The organism is Shewanella sp. T24-MNA-CIBAN-0130 (assembly GCF_040310185.1).
Classification (GTDB): domain Bacteria; phylum Pseudomonadota; class Gammaproteobacteria; order Enterobacterales; family Shewanellaceae; genus Shewanella; species Shewanella psychromarinicola.
In genome coordinates, this window is record NZ_JBEOPP010000009.1 from 107,562 (window position 1) to 129,261 (window position 21,700).

Sequence of the window (21,700 nt, forward strand, 5' to 3'; positions counted from 1 at the left end):
AGCATAGACTCAATAGCAGCAAACTAGCTTAATAGAGCCATTAAATCGTCGGCATTACCTTGCCATGGACCTTGAGTGCCATCGGATAAAATACTGTCAGCTAAACCTTGTTTGTGCTGCTGCATTTCCTGGATTTTTTCTTCCACTGTGCCTTGGGCAATCAGTTTATAAACAAACACCGGATTTACCTGACCAATACGATGAGCGCGATCGGTGGCTTGTCTTTCAGCAGCGGGGTTCCACCAAGGATCGAAGTGGATCACGGTATCGGCAGCGGTTAAATTCAACCCGGTTCCGCCGGCTTTTAAACTGATTAAAAACACCGTGTTATCACCCTCTTGAAACGCATCAATTTGGGTTTGGCGATCACGAGTTTGGCCGGTCAATTTGCTATAACTAATGGACAATCGTTTTAACTCATCTTCAATGAGCGCTAACATGCCGGTAAATTGACTGAAGATAAGAATTTTACGACCCTCTTCAATCATTTCTGGTAGGGTTTGTATTAACCACGTCATTTTAGCGTTATCTTTGACTTGTTGCGCTTGTTCAAGTTTAACTAAACGGGGATCGCAGCAGGCCTGACGTAACTTCAGCAAAGCATCTAAAAACTCAATATGACTGCTTGATACGCCTTTTTTGGCAAACAACTCACGCAGCTTTTTCTCCATCACTAAGCGGATAGACTCGTACAAATTACGTTGGTCTTTTTCCAGTTCCAAGGTTTGAATTATCACGGTTTTTTCGGGTAATTCTGATACCACTTCTTTTTTTGTACGGCGCAGCATAAACGGCGCAATACGTTTACTCAGAAGCACTGATTTCTCAACATCGGCTTGCTTTTCAATCGGGCCACGGAACTGTTTATTAAAGTAGGTGTGCTGCCCTAATAAGCCTGGCAGACAAAAATCCATCAATGACTTCAATTCGCCTAAATGGTTTTCAAGCGGCGTGCCTGACAAACATAAACGGAAGCGGCCTCTAAGGGTTTTAATGACTTGGCTGACTTTGGCTTGAGCATTTTTAATCTGTTGTGCTTCGTCCAAAATAATATGGTCGAACACATATTCACTGTAAATGGATTCATCACGCAGCATTAATGGATACGTAGTTACCACCACATCAAACTCGCTAATGTGATCTAATAATGGCTGGCGTTTGTTACCGTGGATCACCACCACATTCAACGACGGAGCAAATTTATTGGCTTCTTTTAACCAGTTGCCGACTAAGCTAGTGGGACAAACAATTAAACTGGTGCGATGCTCGGTGGCCTCTTGCTTAGCTTTAAGTAAAAAAGCCAAAGCTTGAACCGTTTTGCCTAAGCCCATGTCATCGGCCAAAATACCACCTAATTGATATTCTTTAAGAAAACACAACCAATCATAACCCTGCTTTTGATAATCACGTAACGTCGCATTTAAGCCATCGGGTAACGCAATCGGGATCACCCCTTTAAACTCTGCCAGTTTAGTGGCTAAATTGCGCACTCGCTCGCCATTAAGTAACCGTACATCGCTGGCCGATAAATCATTCAAAATATGGGCACGGTTACGTGGTATCGCGATAACATCGCCAGAATTACGATGAAATAGTTCTTGGATAATGCTGATCAGTGGCTTAATGGTTTTGGCTTTAATTTTAATAAATCCGCCATTCGGGCCGGGTAAAATTAATTCATCATCATCGGCTGGCTCACCATTTTGTTGCAACCAACGAGCCACTAAGGCCAATAACGGCACACTTTGACCATCGATATCGGCGCTGAGTGATAATGAAAACCACCCTGACTCATCATCGTCGACTAAGTCGACATCTAACTGCGCATCGGTGATTTGTAAGTCAAAGTCATCATCAAACTGAATCTCCATGCCTAATGCACTTAATGCATCAAAACCATCACTGGTTAACTCAGACCATTCGAAGATTGACTCAGGTAGTAAGCCAACACTGACATAATAGGGTTGCTGTGAACTGGCCAGCACAGGATCAGGTTCAAGGGTAATCAAGCCGATATCAGTTAATGACTGCAGCGCGGTTAACTCTTGATCTACATGCCGATGCACTTGATATTGCACCTGATTTTTTTTAACTAGACTAATACGTTCAGGTTTAGTTGAGGCATTAAAGATTATGTCACCGTAACAATGATCAACCCGAATAACCGGTTGCATAATCTGACTACTGCTAAAAAACTCACGAGTAAAGGTTAAGCGAGTATTCAGAGGTTCAGTAATCTCACAAAAATCAATTTCACTTGGCACTGGTACCGTTTTAGGTGAAAAGTGCTGTAGCATTTTATGGCTAATGGCATCCACTTGAGCAAGAGGAACTGGCGGCATATGTTGCAGCAAACTCAACTTTTTAATCGGTAAATCAGTGTCTATTTTGCCTAAGCGCAGATAGTCTAATTCAACATACAATGGTGGCTCGGTAGCAATAAATTCCCAGTTATCCAACCCAGGCATGCGCATTTGCATTTGGGTGTGTTTTTTATCAAGTTCGCACCAAATAAACTCTGGCGTAATGGATTTAGCCCACGTCAATGGAGTACGATTTTCTTCCCAAAAACACACTTCGGCAGCGAGCATTTTCGTGACCGCTAAAAATGAAATTTCGCCTTCGATGTAAATTTTAGAACCATGGTTATTTGACGACAACAACAAGCTAATAATTTGTTTATCTTCAGGATCAATCCACCACGGAATACTATAACGGATATCGGTCAGAGCCAGCTTACCGCCTTTATTATATTGACCTTTTTTATTTAATTTACTGCGTTTAAATTCAACAAAAATACCGTGAGGATCACTGGACAGCACATAGATAATGCGGTCTTTGTCTTCTTGATCGTCATCATCAAACTCAGCAACTGTTTTTTGCTCGTCAAGTTGGCGCAGCCATTGGTTAATACGTTGCTCTTCAACCGGTTTTTTATCAACCAGTGCCAGCATCGCCGCGGCAACATGTTTACAGTTGGTTCTGACAGGACAAGTACAATGAGATCGCATCACAATCTTGTGATTAACATTCACAAGGGTAATTTCTTGCCGATACGGTTCTGCAGCAGATCCTTCAACATAAGCTTCAATGTCATGGTTATCACTGCTAGCAGTCACTTCGAGCACTCGGCCTTGGATCAAATAGTTTTGAGCTTTTTGAATTTGCGTGGCCGAAAACAGTTTCGCAATCATCTCTAATGAAAGCTTAATGGGGAGATTAAACAGTTTCGCCGACATCAATATACCTAATAAAACCGCAGCAAAATAAACCGTGGCTGCTGATAAAAAAGTTAACTTGTCATTCTATGGGAGAAAGCGCGCAATATCTAGGGTTTGCTGAACTATTGAACATAAATCTTGCTCAAATTGATTATATTATTGCAATTGCGCAGCTAAGGCTTCGCCAAAGCACAACAAAGGTTGAAAAGTGCTTTTGATACGAGATTAAACAGAAAAAAGTTTACCCTTATCAGATGAGTGTCATCCATAGGTGACTATGGTCATCACTATCATTAATAGAAAAGGCGAGAGTACAAACAAAATTTTTGAGCGAGATAATTGTTGTCTTAACTGCTCCAAAGCGGGATCTTGCAGCAACAACACGTTACCGGAATGAAAAGACTCCATCAGCTGAATTTGAGTGTCCTTGTGCACTGGGTCCATTTTGCTGCTCATTTGATCACAATGTGCATACTCTTCAGGATAGTGATGTTGAATATATTGGCAAATATTTTGGGTAATAACATTCAATTTATATACAAAAAAACTCATTATTATCAATGATAAAATAACCCAAGTAATCACAATCATTATGACGCCTCTGTTTGTACATCGTAATACGTTCAACAATCTCATTGGATCAATCACGCTAAAATAGTAGCTCCCGTTTGAAGGTGGCTATAAAAAATTCATGCCTCCTAAAAGCGTTCAACGGACCATTGTATGGCCATAATGCCGATCGCAACCGATCCAAGCTGCATGCCCCAGTTTCTATACCAGAGTGAATGGCGAACAAATATTAACAAGGGCAGCACCAAAGCCAAAATGGCCAACTGACCTATTTCTACGCCGACATTAAAGGCTAAAATAGCCAATAGTTTTTGATTTTCAGGCAGCCCAAGTTCACCTAATACTCCAGCAAACCCCATGCCGTGCAATAAGCCAAAAACAAACGTTATCCACCCTAAGCGCAATACTATTGGCCAAACATTATTTAGTGCCGCAAATAGCACTGATAATGCAATGCCAAGTTCAACCCAATGGCTACTAAAATTCAATATACCCAGTGCAGTTGCCGTCAATGTGACCGAATGGGCTAAGGTAAAGGCAGTGATAATCCATGCGGTGTCTTTAAATATTTGCTTTGGATTATCAATAGAATGCCATTCTCGCTGTTCACGGACCAATACGCAAGTTAACAATAACGCCAGTAAAAATAAAACATGATCCGTGCCTTTCCAGATATGAATAACGCCTTGATAAACATATTCAGCAAAGGTATCACTGGCCTGACTTTCGCCTAAGTTAATCAATATTATCGGGTTATCCTTGCTGATCACTCGAGCGTATTGATGATCGGGCGCCCCAATGGTGGTGATAACGTTATGATCGGTATCTATGTTAAAAAAAGCTTGATAATTAATGGTTAACACACCAAGGCTATCGCACTCAGCCTGAAATGATCCCAGCAGATAGTCTTCGCTAGCGTGCTGAACAATTTGTTCCATTGGGTGAAAGCTAAGCGGGCAATCTTGTTGTCGACTGATCGCTAAAGATGATTGTAAATAATCAATTATCGCCACCTGATGAGCTTGTAACTCTGCCAAAGTAAGTTCACCATCTTGATTATCATCAATAGGGACAACTTGGTTAATGTCAAACAAACGTACTTGCCAAGCACCCTTAATTTGCCCTTGCTTATCCAAGTCGACAGACAAATAACTGGTGCTCATTTGATGGGCTAAACAGCCATGACTGAGCAGCAACAATAACAATAATAAACAGCCTTTAAACATAGAAAAAAATCGGGTGAATACCTTCACTACTTTATCCTTAACTTGCTACATTGTTGACAGAGAGATTGCGACTGACTGGAACCCACTTTTTAGCATTTTTAGTGCGACTCAACAATGCCTTAGCCTGCTCTAAACGTATTCTCTTATTGACTTGACGTGCTACCTGCCAGTTTATTTTGGCCAAGTAAAGTAATTTTTTGGGCTGTACATCAACCTTTAGATACTATGTTGTCTGCTCAAATGCCAGGTGTTTTGTGCTATCACTAGGCGCAGCAACTAGCACATTGGAGCCACTTAAACAAAGTGAACGACTCATACGCCACTGAGTGTCGAACAGCGGGTGTTCTCGATGAATATGATAAAAAAACACCATTACATTGAAGTATGGTGTTTATCTCTATCGTACTGCAGGTAAAACCAATAAATAGCTAACTCGCTATAAGTGATGGGGTAAATCGACAACAATAAATTGATCCAAATCTGCAATATCAAACTTGCTATTTGTTTTGCTAACAAGGCGTATTCAGGTAGTGAGTCGCTGCGTCAATAGCGGGTCTACTGTCAGTCAAGCAAGTCAATGCAACACAGTTAGCAGGACCGCTAGCAGGACAAAGGATTGTTTGATAACCACTTATTATCCCAAGATGAGGTTAGTTATCCCTGTAGCAAATACTCTTCGGCTTTTTCGATACTGCGTGGTTTACCCACCAGCATTAAAATATCGTTACGCCTTATTATCCAATCCGGTGGTGGAGGATCGATCTCCTCCCCTTTACGCCGCACGGCACGAAGTTCAACATCCAAGGCTTGCCATGGAATATCGGCAACGGTTTTACCGACCGCACTGGCTCCAGATGCCAGCGACACTGCATGGAGTAAATCCAAGGTGAAATCGGTTTCTGTGCCAGAAAAGAAACAGTGTAAATATTGATAATGGTTACGACGCTCAGATTCTAAGCGTTTAATTATTCGCGGTAATGGTACGCCACATTTGTACAGCACCTGTGAAACCAGCATCAAACTTCCTTCAAGTGACTCTGGGATAACTTGGGTTGCACCAGCTTCTTTAAGCTCATGTAAGTTTGCATCATCACGAGTGCGCACCAATATTTTTACATCGGGAGCAAGCTTACGCGCCACCGCTAAACACTCTTCAGACTGCCTTGGCTCACAAAATGTCACCACCACTAAACTGGCTTGGCGTATGCCTATTTTTTTCAATAGTGCCATTTTGCAGGCATCACCAAAATGAATATTTTCACCTGCCGCTCTGGCTTCAGAGACCCGGGTGGGATCTAAATCAAGCACCATGTAAGGCACAGCTTCAGTTTTCAAAAAGCGGGCAATCGTTTGTCCTACGCGGCCATAACCTAAAATCAGTACCACATCACTTTCATCAGAATGAGGCAATACAATCTCTATCGGATCTTGTTTAGATGGCTGCTTATTACCGCTGACCTTTTTGGCAATATCAACGCTATGGCGGATCAGCCAAGGTGCCATCGACATAGAAATCACCGCCACGGCCACTAACACAGTGCTCACTTCAGTGTCGAGCAATTGATAATTTACCGCCAATGCCAGTAACACAAAACTAAACTCACCCACTTGACCTAAACTAATGGCGGTACTAAGGGCAATTTTAACATTTTCACCCACTAGCCTTAGTAGTCCATAGATAATCAATATTTTGCTCAACACCACACCGACCAAAATCAATATTACTTGCCACCAATATTGCATCACCAGATTGAAATCCAGCAGCATGCCGATAGAGATAAAAAATAAACCCATTAATAAATCACGAAATGGCCTAATGTCGGCTTCTAACTGGCGTCGATATTGGCTTTCGCCAAGTAACATACCTGCAATAAACGCCCCTAATGCCATCGATAATCCAAGCCATTGCGTAAAAGCACCTGTCACCAAGGCCACAACTAAGGTTGATAACACAAATAACTCATTTGAACGTGAGCGTGCCACTTCGTCAAAAATTCGTGGCAATATCCATTTACCGAATGACATCAAGCCTAAAAAGGCCAAAATACCGGTGAGCAATCCCCATGCGATACTATTGAAGCTCATTTCGGTACCGCCATTGGCTAATAACGGCATTAAAATCAATAGAGGCACCACAGCTAAGTCTTGAAATAACAACACGCTGACCGACAGCTCGCCGTGCCTGCGCCTTAACCAGTTTTGTTCATTAAGCAACTTCAACACAATGGCCGTTGACGACAAGGCAATGGCAGAGCCAATGACTACCGCTGCCACTAAGTTTTGCCCAACTAACATGGCAATACCGCCCGCAACAAAAGCCGTTACCAGCATTTGGGTACTACCCAAACCAAAAACCGTTCGGCGCATCGCCCACAACCTAGGGACAGAAAACTCCAGTCCAAGAGTGAACATGAGTAGCACCACGCCTAACTCTGCTACGGACTGCATTTGTAACTGAGTAAACCAATGAAAACCACTGGGACCACTGACCACTCCCGTTAGCAAATAAGCTAAAATGGCGGGTAAACCCAGTCGACGTAACAATGCAATCGCCACAATCGCAATCACAAGCATCGACAAAATATGGATAAAAATGCTGTGTTCCATTCTGGCTTTGGCTCCTCGTCAAAAAACTGTCGAAAGGGGGTTGAACATTTTGTTAGCCCTACAATAAAACAACAACCAACTAATAACTATAGAAAAATTTTCATAGGCACGATTATTGCTAACAATACGGTAATTAGTTGTAACGTACTGGAAGAAATACAATGGATTTTTCAATAGCAACAGAATTATATCCTGATGATTACTGGTACCGTTCAGACGCTTACTTGAATATAGAGCCTGAGTTAGACCTTGTTCAAGTGATTCAACAACTACATGGAAGTTTAGATCCTCGGACAGTTTTTGCCTGTTTTGGCAAGATCCTAGGACAATATTTGCCGGTTAAAGGACTGCAGTTGATCCTAGATAAACAAAAATTTGTTTGGGGACGTCACTACGGTATTGAATTGAAACGGACTATCAACGATAACCAAGATACCTTTACTATAGCGTATCAATTGTCTGCGCCACTGAGTTCGTCGCAAAAGAAAACCTTGGGACAACTAGAGAGTATATTAATTCAACCGTTGAATAATGCGTTGAAGTATCAAAACATGTCTAATCAAGCCATGTTTGACGCACTAACAGACCTAGGTAATCGTTATTATTATCGCCAAGCTATCGACATCGCATTAGCACGAGCTAATCGCCAACAAGGTAAAGTGTCATTAATTGTATTAGATTTAGATAAATTTAAACAACTTAACGATGCATATGGCCATAAAGTGGGTGACTACGTATTAGTGGGTTTTGCTGCGTTAATTAATCAAGCCATTCGTAATACTGACCAAGCCTTTAGAATTGGCGGTGACGAATTTGTGATTATTACCCAAGGGGATGTTAATGCAGCGGCAATAGTATGCCAACGTATTATTGATATGATGCCGAAACATTCTGAGCTCACCGAATATAACATTCAGTGCAGTTTAGGCATTGCGGAGTCGTTACCGCAGCAACATGCAGAAAATATATATGGGCGCGCCGATAAAGCCATGTATTGCGCAAAAGCCGCTGGCAGAAACTGCTTCCGAATTAGCGCTAATTAGCGCTACCTTATCCCAGGGCAACCGCATGAGTGTTCATTAATTAGCCATATCACTGAATCCAGCATTTAATACCGCTTCTAAGTATGCTGTTTTCATCCAGGCTCGTTTTTGTTTAGCTGGTATGCTTCCTTTTGAAGGTTCGCTTCTAAGCATATTCAATGCGACTTGGCGTAACATAGCCCAATTTTCAGCACCATGGTCTTGATAAATTTGGCAAGCATCTTCAGCTATACAGAGGAGAGTAGACCGCTGGAACTTCCCCAGCAGCCCCTCGCAGAACGGTACGTGAGCCTCTCGACTCATACCGCTCCCATTAAACCATCGACCCTCTCATTCCTGCTCGCCAATGGGCAAACAAGTAACGATGAGTGCAGGCAAGGTTTTCCATAAACTTACCGGCTCTCGTTTTGCGTCGTTGAAGTTTCTTGTACTTGTGCCTCGCCCACCAGATTAACGCTTTGTTTACCTCGCGGAAGACCCTGTACAACTCAGAACGACAGAAGCTGCCATAGTAGTTTATCCAACCATTGATGATTGGGTTGATCCACCGGGCTATTTGCTCAAGACTTAAATCTGTTCGCTTACGGATACCTAGCATTCTAATTTTCTTCATCATCCCTTTTTGAGCATTTCTGCTCGCTGCGGGCGTAAAACTGATAAAGATACCCTGTGTTTGTCTATTCCGACAAAGACGTGGTCTGAAAGTGTACCCTAAAAAGTCAAAACTGATGTTCTCGTGCTTACCTTTTCTTGAACCATCTTTGCAATACGCAATTTTGGTTTTCGTTGGGTGAAGCTCAAGCCCACAGGCTTCAAACCTCTCTTTAAGCTCTACTAACATTTGTTGAGCTTCCTTCTCACTATCACAGTGAACAAGCCCATCATCTGCGTATCGACACCATTTAACATTGGCATGATTCTTTTGCATCCATTTATCAAAAACATAGTGGAGAAATAAGTTGGCTAACACTGGACTAATGACACCACCTTGTGGCGTCCCTTGCGCTCGCTCAATTATTTCACCATCCGCTTTTATCATAGGCGCTTGTAGCCATCGCTCAATATACAGCAGCAACCATTTGCAACCCGTATGTTTGCGTACTGCTTTCATTAGCAAATCGTGTGAAATGTTGTCAAACAGCCCTTTTATATCAAATTCCAGAACCCAGTCTTGATACCAGCAGCGTTTTCTTATCACCCGCACTGCATCTATCGCTGATTTCTTTGGTCTATAACCATATGAGTCATTAAGAAACTCAGGTTCAACCAAAGGCTCAAATGAAAGTCTCGCTACCATTTGGGCGATACGGTCTTGGATCGTAGGGATACCGAGTATCCGCTCACCACCTGATTTCTTTGGTATCGCCACAGCTTTAACTGCGGGTGGAAAATAGCAACCAGAAGACATCCTATTCCAGATTTTATAAAGGTTGTTTTTTAAGTCTTTTTCAAAATCAGCCATTGATTGCTTATCAATGCCTGCGGCTCCTTTATTCGCTTTTACTAATTGATAGGCTTTAACAACTTGCCATTTATCAATATTGAATCGATGTGCATTCGTCAAGATATCTCCTCCTGCTTAACAGTTGGATATAAGATGAATACTGTTTAACACGACCCCTTCGCTCCACATTCATTACAAATGCTTCTTCACTACTACAGGTCGTTCCGCCCCAGTGCCAGACATTGGTACTCTCATACTTACCATTTTAGTGATTTGTATTTCTCCCTTAACATTCTGACGACTGGTTCCCACAGTTCCTGAAAAGAGCCTGAAAATGAGATCACGCCCACTTTACACCGGACACCACTTACACAGCCTTCGGAGCAACCTGTAAATTTATCACCAGTCTTAGACGCTACTGGCTTTTGATGTCGAGTCTTTGGTTTACGATGCGTCATCATGGGTTCGATAACTCGTCTTCTCATTTCTCACCTGAGCATTTAAATATGCTCGTTTCTTCAACGCTCACCACGAACACTCTTAATATTCGCAGCTTGAAGCGGTTTGAAGCCAGCTTCCGACAGCAGACTTCGATGGGCCAAACCATCATCTCTTCTCAAGCTTAGCCATAAGCTTTTAACATATCCTTATGCTGCAAACCTATGTGCCTGTGGCACACCATCTAACACCCAATGCAGGCTATTTTCTACAGCCCAATGAGCACGCACCGCTTCAGCGAGTTGCTGCTCTGTCAGTTCAGCGGAACTGATATGGTAACGATACATGAGCTCAGGCGCTTTTCCTTTTTTCTGACGAAAGCTCATACTCATGCCAAGTGTTTGTAATTGAGGCCATTGTGAGAATTCTTCTTTAAACTGTTTGGCACTTAAGACATGGTAAACTCGCGCTTCGATACGACCATGTTGTTGCTCAAAGCTTAAGCCGCCTAGCGGGGCTTTACGTGTCTCAGAAAATGCTGTTTCTACAGCTTTATGTAGATTGCCCTGATTACTTTTTAGCGTAAATAAGTAATCGCCACCTTGCTCGACAATGTGCTCTGCAATGTTAACTTGGCAGCCCATGGCATCAATCGAAACCAAAGCACCTTCAATATCCAGAAGCTTTATTAGCTCCGGGATTGCAGTGATTTCATTGGACTTTTCAGAGGTCTTGACTTGCCCAAGAACGAGTTTGTTTTTACATGCAAACGCATTCACCATATGAATTGTTGATTGTCGGTTTCCACGTTGATAGGAGCCTCTCAATGTCTTGCCGTCTATCGCGATAAGTTGACCTTGCGTTATTTCATGCACGGCTTGTATCCACTTTATGAAACACAGCCTAAATTGCTCGGGGTCAATGCGTGAGATAGTCCTCGCGATGGTGTCATCGACAGGGACACCATCACTTAAATATCCATGCTGTTGAAACCAATCAAGATGACCATCAGCGTAATCACGGATCTCGCTCCAGCCCTCTGCTCCAGCGATAACACCACAGAGAGTAACAAATAAAATATCTTCGAGAGGATAAGTGATTTTAGCCGATTGACGAGTGTCGGTAAGCTCGCTGAAAAAGGTTGTGAAGGCTTCAAGGTACATAATTTACTCTCCTAAAAGAGAGTATAAGATCACAGCTAAGCCAAGGCGTCAAACAGATTATGTGTCAATATCAGCAGTTCAAAAAACGTTCACGATCTCACCCTGCTATATTCAAGCATCCATAAAGTTAAAGAGTCAGGGCGAGATCGCGAACGTTTTTTGAACAGAATTAGTTTATTTAATGAATTATTATGGTTCATAAAGTCTTCATAGCTTGGATGATTTTTTGTTTTTTGTTTGCAGGTTAAACGTAGCGTTCAAAAAACAAGCACTCATGCGGTTACCCTGGTTAAAGAGTCTAGCTTACATAGTTGAGTTCGAGATCAATTCACTTTTTATGGGTGATAATTGTATTTAAAGATGATTTTAGTGAGATTTCTCTGGTTGAAACAGAAATATATTAATCATCGTTATTGGCTAAATTAATCTTCTTTAAATAGCTCTATCGAATATAGATATGTAATTGCGTATAGGAATGACATGACAAATCCATTTAAAAGTATGTTGTCAACTTCATTCCAAAAAAATGCTGCATAAATTCCAGATGTTAAGCCGTATGTAACAATTACTTTTAATAAATTTGATTTAACTATAAATTTGTTGTTGCAGCTTTCGCATTTATTATAAAGATTCGAAATAGTAATGTTATTTCCACAGTAAGGACATTTTTTATACTTCAACATAACTCCGGACATCTTAGATGATTGATAGTGGTTTTTGTGTAAGTTAAGTTGAAACTAACACTATCTATTACAGTAGTGTTAGCTATTCTTAATAAAAGTCAATTTTGCGAATGTTTTTTTCTGAGTTCTAATTCAAGTCTTTAATATAGAATACACCACAATTAAAACAGTAACCGCCACCACCACCGCCGATACTGACACCACCGCCAACGATTCCGCCACTACCATTGCCACCGCCAGTACTCCCACCAACGCTGCCGCCACCGCCACCAACGCTGCTACTGTTACCAATTTGATTGGCTGGGATTTCAACACCTTTTCTTACAATTGAATGTAATTTTCCACCTTTAAAAATAAGTACATCACCAGCTTTAAAATCTGTTTCACCAGATAAAACAAAACCGGCAATAGTAGATGCGGAACCAGTTATAGCAGCACTCACAATAATGCCTAACCGTGTACTGCCCGTTTCTAGAACGACAGCTGTGAGTATTTTTCCACCAACTTTATGTAGAGTTAATGCTAGTACTGAGCTTACTACTATCGTATTACTAAGCTGCTGAAGTTTGCTTCTTATTTCTATTTCAAGATTTGATAATGGTTGACTTCTGTAAGTGAAATTTTGAAGGTAGTTTACTATGTTGGTAGTATCACTATTACCGCTCCAATCATTACAACTATAGTCAGCATCAAAATTACAGTCTAGTGAACTATCTTTTAATCTCATAGGCGGAGATTTAAACTTTGAACGACTTACACTATTTAGATAATCAGAATACGTAATTGAGTCAACAACGATATTTGAATCATAAATATAAAACATATCACTAGATTCAAACTTTACTGGTTCATTATTTATATATTTAGATACAGTATCTACCGCATTACAAGTATTGCTTTCGCATATGAGGTTATAAACACTTTTTTGGGGCTCAGCATATGCGTGCAAAGATAATGCACTTAATATTGATATGGCAATAGGGTTTAAAAGTTTTTTCACTGCTAATAATTCCATTTAAATAAGATTCCAGATTATAAAATAAACATAAATACTAAATCATTGCAACAACTATGAATAAAACTGTCATAACGGATAGTTTAGGTTGCTCTTATTGGTTTATTTTGTTTTTGCTTTGTTCCTAGCTTGTTATTTTTTTGCGGTTTTATGGTTTTTTGTGAGCTATTTATCTTGTAAGGATTTTTATGAAACAGTTTACGTTGCCAGTAAGTTAAATTTTTTCTACCGTTATTATCTAGATTCGGGCCTAAATGGTATGGGGTCGATCCCTATAACCTAGAAATGAAAGAGTATTATCCTCGCAGGGCTACCGCATGAATGTTTAATTTTTAACCTAACTACTGAATCCAGCCTTTAATACTGCTTCAAGCATCGATGGATTCATCATGCATCGCTTTTGCTTTCCAACAATGCTTATCTTCGTCGGCTCTGCTCGTAACATATTCAAGCTCATATGACGCAGACATGATAGATTTTCCGCCCCGTGTGCGTTGTATATTTGACATGCATCCTCACTCATACTGACATCAAGCACCCAGTGCATCGATTCTATGCCCCAATGTTCTCGGACAGCTATCGCTGCTTGCTCAGCACTTAACTCCTTAGAACTAATGTAATAACGATACTCAAGTTCGATTGGTTTTCCTTTCTCAAGGCGACAACTTTCAACCATAACGATATTTTTTAGCCCTTTCCACTTTGAAAAGTCACCGAGTAAGTTTTTACTATCAATAACATAGCACTGTCGACACTCAGTACGTCCGTGACCGTGTTCAATTACGGATTTGTCCGTATTGTTAGCTCGCTGGAAAGCGAAGACTTTTACTATTGCTTCGCGCAGCTTTCCCTGATTACTTTTAACGGCAAGCAGATAATCACCACCTTGGTCCACAATGGTTTTTGCTATCTTTGTTTGACAAGCCATCGCATCGATAGTCACTAACGCCCCTTTGATATCGAGCATTTTTATCAACTCAGGAATAGCTGTTATCTCATTACTTTTTTGTTCTGTTTTAAGCTGACCAAGCACTAATTTGTTTGATGAAGCATAAGCACTAATCATGTGTATGGTACTGGCTCTATCTTCACGATTGTATGACCCTCGAAGCGTTTTTCCATCGATAGCAATGACTTGGCCTTCAGTAAGGGTGTGTATCGAAGACATCCAATTGATAAAACATTGGTGAAACTGCTCAGGTTCAATGGTTGATATAATACGAGCAATCGTGTCATCAGCGGGAATGCCGTTCATGAAGAGGTTGTTGTTTTGAAACCAATCATGATGCCCAAGAATGTATTCGCGAATATCAAACCAGCCTTTAGCGCCTGCGATAACGGCACATAGCGAACCAAACAGCACCTCAAAGAGGCAATAGGTCACTTTAGCCCCCTGGCGCTGGTCTGTTATTGTTTGGAAATGCTCTTTGAAGTGGTCAATATGCATGGTGTGCTCCCGAAAAAAGGGAGTATAAGATCATAGCGAGATGTTAACGTCAAATAGTGAGTTAAATTGTTCAAAAAACGTTCACGATCTCGCCCTGTACCTTATCCCCACGCCATACTGACAACTAATTGCCGAAAAAAAAGCCCTTCTTTAGGGGCTTCTTGGTTGATCACTTTATCTTAATTACATCCCTCGAAGCTGAATACGCCTTAAAAATTCCGTCATCACCCGATCGTAAACTAAATCACCTAAAAACAAATCCTCTACCCCATGATCAATACTGGGATTGTCGTTCACTTCAATCACATAAGCTTTACCGTCAATTTCTTTTAAATCGACGCCATACAATCCCGCACCAATTAAATTAGACGCTTTGACTGCGGCATCGACAATATTTTGCGGCACCATTTTTAAATCGATACAGTCAAAATCACCACTGCTGACACGGCCACTCTGGTGATGTTGATATATCTGCCAATGACCGCGGCTCATAAAATAACGACAGGCGTAAATAGGTTGACGATTTAACACCCCAATCCGCCAATCATAATCGGTTGGCATAAACGCTTGCGCTAAAATTAGCGCACTGTGCTCAAAGATTATCGCTGCTTGTTCAAGCAAGGTTTCACGGTCGTTAACTTTAACCACCCCGAGCGAAAATGCGCCATCGGGTACTTTAAGCACAATAGGCAATCCTATGGTGCTAATGACATTTTCTGCCCAGTTTTTATCTGATGCTTTAAAGATTAAACTTTTGGGTACAGGCACTTTATGTTTGTTTAATAGCTCAGTTAAAAACACCTTATTAGTACACTTCATAATGGATTCAGGATCGTCCATTACCACTAGCCCCAGCTGCTCTGCCGCCTTAGCAAACCGGTATGTAAAATTACTGATATTAGTGGTTGAACGGATAAATAAGCCATCAAACTCGCTTAGCCGAGCGAGATCATGAGAACTAATTTGGACTAAATCCATACCAATACGATTAGCCGACTTAGTAAAGAGTTTCAGTGCCGCTTTATCTGATGGCGGCATTTTCTCATGTTCATCCACCAACATGGCAATTTCATAACGATAGCGCTTTGACGGTTTCGGTAAACGCCACACTTTTTGTGAAAACACTTCGAGGTACTTAGCAAATAAATCTTGTTCTGGCTCGGTTAAATCTTGAAATGCAGCAGGCTCAATCGCATCCACTTGCCATTTACCCGCCATTTTTAATAAACGTACTTGTAATACGGGAACGGTAAAACGTTCAAAAATTTTACGGGCAAGCTTATCAAGTGACGGATTATCGCAATAACCAAAATACAGCTTCATGGTGATTTCGTTCAGCGTATCTGACAGTTTATCTAAACCGACTTGCGGTAAACTAAAAAAACGGTCCTGAGATAAATCATTAATGGTCATTACCCTAGGGATCACTCTGTGACCGCGAGCTTCAGCCATTAGCGAGCAGTAATAGCCCGTGCTTAAATAATCATAACTGCGGCACAAGTTAATCACTTGCATGGCACTCTTATCTGAAAATGCCCCCATTTCTAAATAATCATGAACCGTGACCATATTGTCACTGGGTAAATAGGGACGCCAATCATTAACATCGTCGGTGACAATTAAAAACTGAGCCATAAATATCTATTGCCTCTTGTGCGGTTTAGCGCGAAAATCAACCCACTATCATGTTTGCCAACTCGAGCCGACTCATGCTGCTTCGTCAAGCTATCCCCAGCGATTTACCCCAACTTAACCATATCGAACACAATGCTTTTAGCGGCGATAAAATCAGTTCTCGGCAGATGAAACGCTTTGTTAATTCGCCACTAGACAGCTTATTAGTGGCCGACATAGACGGCACACTTGCAGGCTATGCACTCGTGTTGTTTCATCGTGGCACGCGACTAGCTCGACTTTATTCTATTGCCGTTACTGCCGAGTTTAGAGGCCGCAACATTGCCTTTGAGCTGGTCACACAATGTGAACACACTGTCATCGAGCGAGGCTTCATTACATTACGCCTAGAAGTGCGAAACGACAATATAGCGGCCAAAAATCTTTATCTGAAAATGGGCTATAAGGTGCTAAAAACCTTAGTGCATTATTATGACGACTTAGCTGATGGTGTGCGCATGCACAAACGCTTAGACCCACCAGGGCCAAGCAAAGTTATCAAAATTCCTTTGTACGTACAAACCACGCCATTTACTTGTGGCGCGGCTTGTTTAATGATGGCCATGAGTGCCGTAAAGCCACAATATAATCCAAGTCGAGTTGATGAGCTGAGCATCTGGCGCGAAGCCACCACTATTTTTATGACCAGCGGTCATGGCGGTTGCAGTGTTCATGGTTTAGCCTTAGCGGCCATTAAACGCGGATTACAGATTGAGATGTACAGCCAATCAACGTCGGTGCCGTTTATTGATAGTGTTCGTGACAGTAATAAAAAAGCCGTTATCACCATTGTGCATGACGACTTTTGTCAGCAATTGTCAGAGCAAGACATTGAAATACATGACGCATCGCCGACACTGGCACAACTTCGCCACTGGATAGACAGCGGCTATGGGGTGTTATTAATGATAAGTACTTATCGATTCAATGGTGAAAAAGGCCCCCACTGGGTGGTATTGAGCGGCTATAACGAGCAGTTTATGTTTATCCATGACCCGTTTGTTGAAGCGCAAAAAGACGCCATTAATGCGGCTTATGTACCGATTAGTCAATCTGAGCTGGCGCAGGTGATGCAGTATGGCAAGCAGAAACAAGTGTCGTGTTTAGTGGTTAAGTCCGCATCCTAGCGCGGTGATTTATAGCCTGCGGCCACTAACGGCATGGCACTTCGCCCACACCAGACCAAGAGGAAACTAGCGCCTGTTCCCTCTTTACTCTTGATAAAAAAATTAGCCACGATAAGTCGCCCGGCTACATTTTTCAAAGCCATATTCACAATCATAGCGAAAAGGTCGCCATGGAGATTAATCCAGCATTTGACTGCAATTTAGACGGCTTCGGCTCATCTTATTATAAAGCCAGAAAGTCTTAGAGCATACGGGGTCATGAAATGTTATAAAATGACCGGTAAATACCATTTATCGAGATTATCCAAACCAACTAATCGTGAATGTATTGATAATATTTAAGATAGCTTTGACTTGCCACAACAGATAAAACGCAAATACATTAAAAATAATACAATTAAATCAATAACATATTTTGTTAATGACGATATTAACAATAACTTAAGGGGTCGACTTTATCGGGCTTAGTTCAATAATCTGATAAACTAAGCCGTGGCGTATAGCCAAAAGAAGCTTCGATAGAATTTACCCCTCATTGGATCCGCTAGACTCAAAGATGTATGATAGGGAGATATGATGAAAAGGAATTTCAATGAAAAACCTACCCACTACTCGATATCTATTGATCCAAATCTGTTCTGTAGCCCAGATCCAGCATCAAAAAACGCCAGTTTCCCATTGCATAAGCCATAAAGCAGACCCATTAATTTAGACTAGGCGTCGGTCAAGTCCAACAAGCGATTTGTGCCTTGCAAACAGCACAAATACTACAACGTTATACCTAAGGATAATTTGTGAATAATAATCAATTTTCTGACAGTTGTTACCTTTGTCATTCGGATTCAAATTACATGAAAACGGACCATGAAAACAAACGGCATTATTTATGCTCAAATGAAAACTGTGGTGAGTATGAAATCTCGTTAAGTGCGATGGAGAACTTAATTGATAATAATGATTTTAAATCTCAATTATTACCATTAGCTAAAAGGTGTAAAGGTACAGACCGTTTATTAGAAATCACCGTACGTGGTTCAGCTATAGAAGCAAAAACCAAATCGAGAGCTGAGGATGTCATATAGGGGGAGTTATTATTCAGGATAAGTGGGGGCTGATCAGTGGGGGCAGTGTAAACTGTATTTTTCGCCCTTCATCTGACAGCAAAAAAACCTCATTTTCGCCATATTGACAGAAAATAACGACATTTCCCCCTGCTGTTACTGACCGCGTTAGTAACGACCAGATTGGCATGCTTTGGCTAATGCAAATCGTCATTTAAAGCGCTTTAGAGCTAACACCTTGGAGTCCAAAGACAAGAGATAAAATGCGCTAAATTTATTGTCCTATAGCATCATTAACTGACGCTTTGGACTGTTCAAATAATAGATTTAATGGCTCAAAAAAGGAGGCTTTCGCCTCCTCTTTTTATCAAATAATATTGCGACTATTTACCGTCTTGAGCGCGACGTTTTTTAAAGTCTGACTCTTCGAGCCATTTTGGCCAGTCATTGTTATTGGCTAGCTGTGCAATAATATCACTTATTAAGGCTAAGTCTTGCTCAACCCCACCCAGATCCCAATTGGCATCATAGTCGTCTGCAGCTTGATGGTATTTATGGGCAATATAATCTGGATCGGTATCGCCTAAACTCATAAACATCAACCCAGGCACACCTTGCTGAGCTAAGGCGAAGTGATCTGAACGGAACATCAAGCCATTTTGCGGCCGAGGATCGGCTTTAACCGTGCGACCTTGTGCTTTGGCAGCATTATCTAGATAGGTTTCTAACTGCGATACGCCTTGGCCATAACGCAAAATATAATCCACGCCTTTACCGACATTCATGCCATCAATGTTTAAAAACGCCACTAATTGCTTAGTTGGCACCGGCGGATTGGCAGCAAAGTATTGCGCGCCAATAAGACCGGTTTCTTCGGCGGTAAACGCAGCAAATAAAATAGATCGTTTTGGCGCTTTGCTTTGCTCTTTAAAATGACGAGCAAGTTGTAACACGCCTGCGACACCAGAGGCATTGTCGACCGCACCGTTATAAATGCGAGTCTGGCCATCTTGAACTGTTTTACCCAAGTGATCCCAATGCGCATGCATCACCAACCATTCATCGGCTTGGCTGGTGCCAGGTAATAGCCCCGCTACGTTATAGGATGTGGCTAATTCGATAGTATTTTTTACCGCTAAATTAGCGTTAAGCTTGAGCGGAATAGACTTAAATCCAGCGTTGGCTGCAGTCAGTTTTAGCTTATCAAAATCAAGCCCCGCAGCGTTAAACACTTTTTGGGCGACATTATGTTGAACCCAACCCATCACGCCAATATGTGATTGATTTTTATTATTATCGACTAATGTGAACTTGGTATTGGTATTGCTGTTTTCGACCACATTCCAACCGTAAGCGGCGGGTGCAGTTTCGTGGACAATAAATACCGCTTTAGCCCCCTGCCTTGCCGCTTCTTCGTATTTGTAAGTCCAACGACCATAATAGGTCATGGCATTACCGTTAAAAATGTCAGGATCTTGCGTAGCAAAACCAGGATCATTCACTAGCACAATGACGGTTTTGCCTTTTACATCAATGTTAGCGTAATCATTCCACTGATATTCAGGGGCATTAATGCCGTAACCAACAAACACCACGTCGCTATTATCTAACGCAACTTGAGGCAAAACTTGCTCAGTGCGCGCGGTGAAATCAGTGCCATTATTAAAAACCAAATCGCCAATGTTAAACTGCATGGTTTGGTCAGCAGTAATTTTTGCCATCGGCACAGCTTGACGGTAACTGTCACCAAAGCCCGGCTTAAGACCCATGGCCTTGTATGCATGCTCTACATACTCCACCGTCAACTTCTCACCATGTGACAAGGGCCCACGACCTTCAAATTTATCGCTGGCGAGGGTTTGCACATCTTGACGATAGGTTTTTTGATCAAATTGAAATGGCGCAGCATTCACGCTTGGCAACAAAAAAACACCAAACACGGCCAATAAACGAAAAGTATTCACGGACAACGTCCCCTGTTGAGTATTGAGAAAAATCATTGTAACAGCAATAAAGCACTCACTGCGTGATAAAAAAGCGAACACTTCGCGGCTAGGATCGCTTCGCTGCTAAAGCGGACTGCGTCCTGCTAGGACGCTTCGCGGCTATAAAGATTCACCGAACTAGCCCATACCTGTTTGTGAGCTTTATCTTGTCGCGCACTATTAAGCTGCCTGTGCGGCAGTGAACCTTTGCATTTAGAGCGTTAGCTTAGGGTTTTATTTCTGAGCTGCCTGTGCGGCAGTGAACAATACAAAGACAATCCAGGCTGGAAGCTTTGTTTTCTGAGCTGCCTGTGCGGCAGTGAACTAAATCATACGTTAAGCATGTGTTTCCGTTGTTTTCTGAGCTGCCTGTGCGGCAGTGAACAATTGTTAAGTTTGGGTTTGAAAGGAGATACTTTTCTGAGCTGCCTGTGCGGCAGTGAACGATAGTGCAGCAAAAATGCATTATGATTTTAATTTCTGAGCTGCCTGTGCGGCAGTGAACTTATTTGGGTCATCTGGTTCAGTTGGTAAAATTTTCTGAGCTGCCTGTGCGGCAGTGAACAGTAAAACTTATTGGCGCATATATGATAAAGCTTTCTGAGCTGCCTGTGCGGCAGTGAACAAGCAATTTGAGCCATCTATCATCGCGTTTTTTTTCTGAGCTGCCTGTGCGGCAGTGAACTATCTTCTGTCACATAAGACACACCAGTTAAATTTCTGAGCTGCCTGTGCGGCAGTGAACAACAGGTTGAAACAAATCTCACCTCGGTGTAATTTCTGAGCTGCCTGTGCGGCAGTGAACTTAATGTACGCGTTTTTTCAGGTATTAAAATATTTCTGAGCTGCCTGTGCGGCAGTGAACCAGGAGGGTATATGGACGCACGCAAAAATAGATTTCTGAGCTGCCTGTGCGGCAGTGAACTAAAGCAAAGCCGTGAAGCTATTGACGAAAAATTTCTGAGCTGCCTGTGCGGCAGTGAACTCTTCATCTGA

12 protein-coding genes, 2 pseudogenes and 1 CRISPR repeat array (1 of these 15 running past the window's edge) are annotated in these 21,700 nt (G+C 41.8%); of the genes and pseudogenes, 3 read left to right on the top strand and 11 right to left on the bottom strand.

Features of this window, described 5'->3' with window-relative positions; translation table 11 throughout:
• Positions 1-23 precede the first annotated feature (23 nt).
• The 4 genes from AAEZ02_RS05995 to AAEZ02_RS06010 all read right to left on the bottom strand — a co-directional run bounded on the left by AAEZ02_RS05995 (position 24) and on the right by AAEZ02_RS06010 (position 7,624).
• A complete protein-coding gene (locus tag AAEZ02_RS05995) occupies positions 24-3,239 on the bottom strand; it encodes a DEAD/DEAH box helicase (protein WP_124011871.1) in 3,216 nt (1,071 codons plus the stop codon).
• Positions 3,240-3,482: 243 nt separating this feature from the next.
• A complete protein-coding gene (locus tag AAEZ02_RS06000; RefSeq protein WP_124011872.1) occupies positions 3,483-3,773 on the bottom strand; it encodes a hypothetical protein in 291 nt (96 codons plus the stop codon).
• 146 nt (positions 3,774-3,919) lie between these two features.
• Positions 3,920-5,044 carry a HupE/UreJ family protein gene (locus AAEZ02_RS06005; RefSeq protein ID WP_351122248.1) on the bottom strand — a complete coding sequence of 375 codons (1,125 nt, stop codon included), beginning with the start codon at positions 5,042-5,044 and terminating at the stop codon, positions 3,920-3,922.
• 627 nt (positions 5,045-5,671) lie between these two features.
• Entirely contained in the window at positions 5,672-7,624 is a 1,953-nt protein-coding gene (locus AAEZ02_RS06010) for a monovalent cation:proton antiporter family protein (protein ID WP_351122251.1), read from the bottom strand.
• Between the two features lie 161 nt (positions 7,625-7,785).
• Between AAEZ02_RS06010 and dgcS the strand changes: the two genes are divergently transcribed.
• A complete protein-coding gene (gene dgcS, locus AAEZ02_RS06015) occupies positions 7,786-8,667 on the top strand; it encodes a diguanylate cyclase DgcS (protein WP_351122254.1) in 882 nt (293 codons plus the stop codon).
• A gap of 36 nt (positions 8,668-8,703) precedes the next feature.
• Here dgcS and AAEZ02_RS06020 read toward each other — a convergent pair.
• From AAEZ02_RS06020 to AAEZ02_RS06045, 6 genes and pseudogenes are all read right to left on the bottom strand, one after another.
• Positions 8,704-8,963: pseudogene (locus tag AAEZ02_RS06020) on the bottom strand (ISAs1 family transposase); the annotation flags it as partial.
• 17 nt (positions 8,964-8,980) lie between these two features.
• On the bottom strand, positions 8,981-10,231 hold the full coding sequence (ltrA, locus tag AAEZ02_RS06025) for a group II intron reverse transcriptase/maturase (RefSeq protein WP_351122257.1): 1,251 nt from the start codon (positions 10,229-10,231) through the stop codon (positions 8,981-8,983).
• 560 nt (positions 10,232-10,791) lie between these two features.
• Positions 10,792-11,712 (bottom strand): annotated as a pseudogene (locus AAEZ02_RS06030) (ISAs1 family transposase); the annotation flags it as partial.
• 810 nt (positions 11,713-12,522) lie between these two features.
• Positions 12,523-13,410 (bottom strand): hypothetical protein, encoded by an 888-nt coding sequence (locus AAEZ02_RS06035; protein WP_351122260.1) that lies wholly within the window; start codon positions 13,408-13,410, stop codon positions 12,523-12,525.
• A 337-nt stretch (positions 13,411-13,747) separates the two neighbouring features.
• Positions 13,748-14,857 carry an ISAs1 family transposase gene (locus tag AAEZ02_RS06040; protein ID WP_059747465.1) on the bottom strand — a complete coding sequence of 370 codons (1,110 nt, stop codon included), beginning with the start codon at positions 14,855-14,857 and terminating at the stop codon, positions 13,748-13,750.
• Between the two features lie 183 nt (positions 14,858-15,040).
• On the bottom strand, positions 15,041-16,492 hold the full coding sequence (locus AAEZ02_RS06045; RefSeq protein ID WP_124011876.1) for a RimK family ATP-grasp domain-containing protein: 1,452 nt from the start codon (positions 16,490-16,492) through the stop codon (positions 15,041-15,043).
• A 74-nt stretch (positions 16,493-16,566) separates the two neighbouring features.
• Here AAEZ02_RS06045 and AAEZ02_RS06050 point away from each other — a divergent pair, with 74 nt between their 5' ends.
• Both AAEZ02_RS06050 and AAEZ02_RS06055 read left to right on the top strand, forming a co-directional pair.
• The gene (locus AAEZ02_RS06050; RefSeq protein ID WP_124011877.1) at positions 16,567-17,658 is read left to right on the top strand and encodes a GNAT family N-acetyltransferase/peptidase C39 family protein; all 1,092 of its coding nucleotides are present in this window, start codon (positions 16,567-16,569) and stop codon (positions 17,656-17,658) included.
• A 794-nt stretch (positions 17,659-18,452) separates the two neighbouring features.
• On the top strand, positions 18,453-18,740 hold the full coding sequence (locus AAEZ02_RS06055) for a hypothetical protein (RefSeq protein ID WP_101032264.1): 288 nt from the start codon (positions 18,453-18,455) through the stop codon (positions 18,738-18,740).
• A gap of 362 nt (positions 18,741-19,102) precedes the next feature.
• On the opposite strand, the gene AAEZ02_RS06060 is transcribed toward AAEZ02_RS06055, so the two are convergent.
• Positions 19,103-20,719 (bottom strand): M28 family metallopeptidase, encoded by a 1,617-nt coding sequence (locus AAEZ02_RS06060; protein ID WP_502959586.1) that lies wholly within the window; start codon positions 20,717-20,719, stop codon positions 19,103-19,105.
• Positions 20,720-20,880: 161 nt separating this feature from the next.
• Positions 20,881-21,700: a CRISPR direct-repeat array (repeat unit 29 nt; unit sequence ATTTCTGAGCTGCCTGTGCGGCAGTGAAC); it runs 1,790 nt beyond the window's last position.

Bases quoted from the DNA above. Each gene is read 5' to 3' on its own strand.
- AAEZ02_RS05995 (WP_124011871.1), bottom strand. From the start codon at position 3,239: ATGTCGGCGAAACTGTTTAATCTCCCCATTAAGCTTTCATTAGAGATG.
- AAEZ02_RS06000 (WP_124011872.1), bottom strand. From the start codon at position 3,773: ATGAGTTTTTTTGTATATAAATTGAATGTTATTACCCAAAATATTTGC.
- AAEZ02_RS06010 (WP_351122251.1), bottom strand. From the start codon at position 7,624: ATGGAACACAGCATTTTTATCCATATTTTGTCGATGCTTGTGATTGCG.
- dgcS (WP_351122254.1), top strand. From the start codon at position 7,786: ATGGATTTTTCAATAGCAACAGAATTATATCCTGATGATTACTGGTAC.
- AAEZ02_RS06035 (WP_351122260.1), bottom strand. From the start codon at position 13,410: ATGGAATTATTAGCAGTGAAAAAACTTTTAAACCCTATTGCCATATCA.
- AAEZ02_RS06040 (WP_059747465.1), bottom strand. From the start codon at position 14,857: ATGCATATTGACCACTTCAAAGAGCATTTCCAAACAATAACAGACCAG.
- AAEZ02_RS06045 (WP_124011876.1), bottom strand. From the start codon at position 16,492: ATGGCTCAGTTTTTAATTGTCACCGACGATGTTAATGATTGGCGTCCC.
- AAEZ02_RS06050 (WP_124011877.1), top strand. From the start codon at position 16,567: ATGCTGCTTCGTCAAGCTATCCCCAGCGATTTACCCCAACTTAACCAT.
- AAEZ02_RS06060 (WP_502959586.1), bottom strand. From the start codon at position 20,719: ATGATTTTTCTCAATACTCAACAGGGGACGTTGTCCGTGAATACTTTT.